This window comes from Okeania sp. SIO3B5 (genome assembly GCF_010692555.1).
Lineage (GTDB): Bacteria > Cyanobacteriota > Cyanobacteriia > Cyanobacteriales > Microcoleaceae > Okeania.
Genome location: NZ_JAAHHG010000433.1, coordinates 6,688 through 8,597 on the forward strand (window position 1 = coordinate 6,688; position 1,910 = coordinate 8,597).

Here is a 1,910-nt window from a genome sequence, read left to right on the forward strand (position 1 = left end):
TAGATAAAATTATCGTCGCAAATGTAGTACCAAACATTTCCTTCTGCTTCATCAATAGCATAAACAACATATTCTTTGCCTACTGTTAATCGAAAGACTGTTTCTGTGGTTCGGTTAACCGCAGGATAAAGATAATTTTCTGGAAGAGATGTGCCAGTGTTGGCGATACAACGAATTTTCATAGTGGGTTTTCCTTATTGATTTCTTGGTGCTGCTTTGGGATATTCTCGTTTGAATTTAAACTCAACGTCTTGACAAGTTTTGCGGTTTCTGTACCAGTGGACTTGTACTGCTGCCCCATCAAGTATTAAACTATCGGATAGCAATAAAAACTTTTCTCTAGATAGCAGTTACAAGCAATTTCAATTAGACCGCAAAGAAGTCTTAGAAGCTTTAATATCATGTTCCCCTTCCAGGGGAGCTGCGAATTGCGGATAATCAGTTATAAAAAACCAACTGCGATCTAACCTTGCTCTTTCCCTTCAGCATAGCTACCTCCTGCCTCCTGCCTTCGAACCACAGATATTATAAGTATTCAACCGAACATGATATAACTGACTTTTGCATCAAAATCGCAGATATGGCAACAGAAACAGGTTATATTATCAGACAAGAAAGAGAGGATTTTATATCTGGAACAGAAATACATAAAAACAGCTCGTAAAAGCTTGAAAACTAGCTTGTATGAAATGGCGATCGCAAGTTAAAGCATCGCAATCTTTCGCAATCTTTGTGATAAATTAGTATCCACTCAATATGATGGGGTAGGCAATGATTTATAGTTGCCAAGACCAACCAAAGGAATTAAGAACAGAGCGATATGGCTGACACCACATTCCGCGAACGTAAATAATAGTTGCCAGAGAGGGAATATTTCTAATCTGAGAAATGCGTTTTATAATATCGTCCCTCATGATATATATAAAGAAAATATACGTTTAATCACAAAATATTAATATTTGCCTCGAATTTTTACAACACTTGCTATGCTGAATACATCAATTTAAAAAACTGTGATAAAAATTATGAGAGCATCAAAATCATCATTACATCTTGGCCAATCAATATCTCTAGGAATTGTTTTGTTGCTAATGAGCTTTGGGGTAATGCTTGTGACAACAATAATGATCGCAAATGGAAGTTAAAAAAAACAATAGACCTCTTTAAGTAAAATAAAGAGGTTGACTAACTATTCTTAATTTGCTAATATTTGTTCACATAAGCTCCTATATGTTAATATAGCATTATTGGGTTATGTTCCACCCCAGAAAGCCGTAGAAATACTTGGCTTGCATCCTAAATACCGACACGCAAATATGCAGATGAAGGCAAAATCGAAATTATCAATAACGTTGCCGGGCAAAGATTGTATAACACACAATCTTACATCAGGGGTGCAACTAGAGCTTCCCTTATTTGCTAGTGCCGAGTCTCATCAGCAAAACAAAAAGATGACCTCAATAGACAAGTTGAGTTCATGCAAAACCAGTACCCAGAAGCAGAAGTTATCAAAGACATTGGCAGTGGACTCAACTTCAAACGAAAAGGTCTTAGAGCCATACTGGACAGACTATTGCGAGGAGATCAGCTCACAATTATTGTTACCTGTAGGAACAGACTTACCAGATTTGGATTCGAGCTTATACAGTATTTGGTCGAACAAAACGGTGGAAAAATCCTGGTTCAAGGGCAAACTGTATACTGTCCAGAATCAGAAATGGTCGCCGATGTTCTCTCCATCATCCACATTTTTTCGGTTCGAGTCCACGGACTTAGAAAGTATAAGCAAAAAATCAAAGAAGATTCGGATATACCTAAATTGTGAACAAAGGCAACTACTCAGACAATGGATAGGTGTGGCTAGGTTTACCTATAACCGAACCGTTGAATATCTTCAGCAACCTGATACC

The 1,910-nt window shown here is 37.3% G+C and carries 4 protein-coding genes and 1 pseudogene; 2 read left to right on the forward strand and 3 right to left on the reverse strand.

The window, feature by feature from the left end; all coding sequences use genetic code 11:
* The 3 genes and pseudogenes from F6K54_RS34590 to F6K54_RS34600 all read right to left on the reverse strand — a co-directional run.
* Nucleotides 1-182, reverse strand: a pseudogene (locus tag F6K54_RS34590) (hypothetical protein); the annotation flags it as partial.
* Between the two features lie 12 nt (nucleotides 183-194).
* Nucleotides 195-326, reverse strand: a complete 132-nt coding sequence (locus tag F6K54_RS34595) for a hypothetical protein (protein ID WP_293088162.1) — start codon at nucleotides 324-326, stop codon at nucleotides 195-197.
* A gap of 450 nt (nucleotides 327-776) precedes the next feature.
* The gene (locus tag F6K54_RS34600) at nucleotides 777-914 is read right to left on the reverse strand and encodes a hypothetical protein (protein ID WP_293088164.1); all 138 of its coding nucleotides are present in this window, start codon (nucleotides 912-914) and stop codon (nucleotides 777-779) included.
* Between the two features lie 563 nt (nucleotides 915-1,477).
* Here F6K54_RS34600 and F6K54_RS34605 point away from each other — a divergent pair.
* Together F6K54_RS34605 and F6K54_RS34610 are read left to right on the forward strand one after the other, a co-directional pair.
* A complete protein-coding gene (locus F6K54_RS34605) occupies nucleotides 1,478-1,825 on the forward strand; it encodes a recombinase family protein (protein ID WP_293088165.1) in 348 nt (115 codons plus the stop codon).
* Nucleotides 1,809-1,910 (forward strand): helix-turn-helix domain-containing protein (locus F6K54_RS34610; RefSeq protein ID WP_293088167.1); only part of this gene is annotated, 102 nt, incomplete at its 3' end. The genes F6K54_RS34605 and F6K54_RS34610, both read left to right, overlap by 17 nt.

Excerpts from the sequence above, each read along its gene's own strand:
- F6K54_RS34600 (WP_293088164.1), bottom strand. The coding sequence starts at position 914 with ATGAGGGACGATATTATAAAACGCATTTCTCAGATTAGAAATATTCCC.
- F6K54_RS34605 (WP_293088165.1), top strand. The coding sequence starts at position 1,478 with ATGCAAAACCAGTACCCAGAAGCAGAAGTTATCAAAGACATTGGCAGT.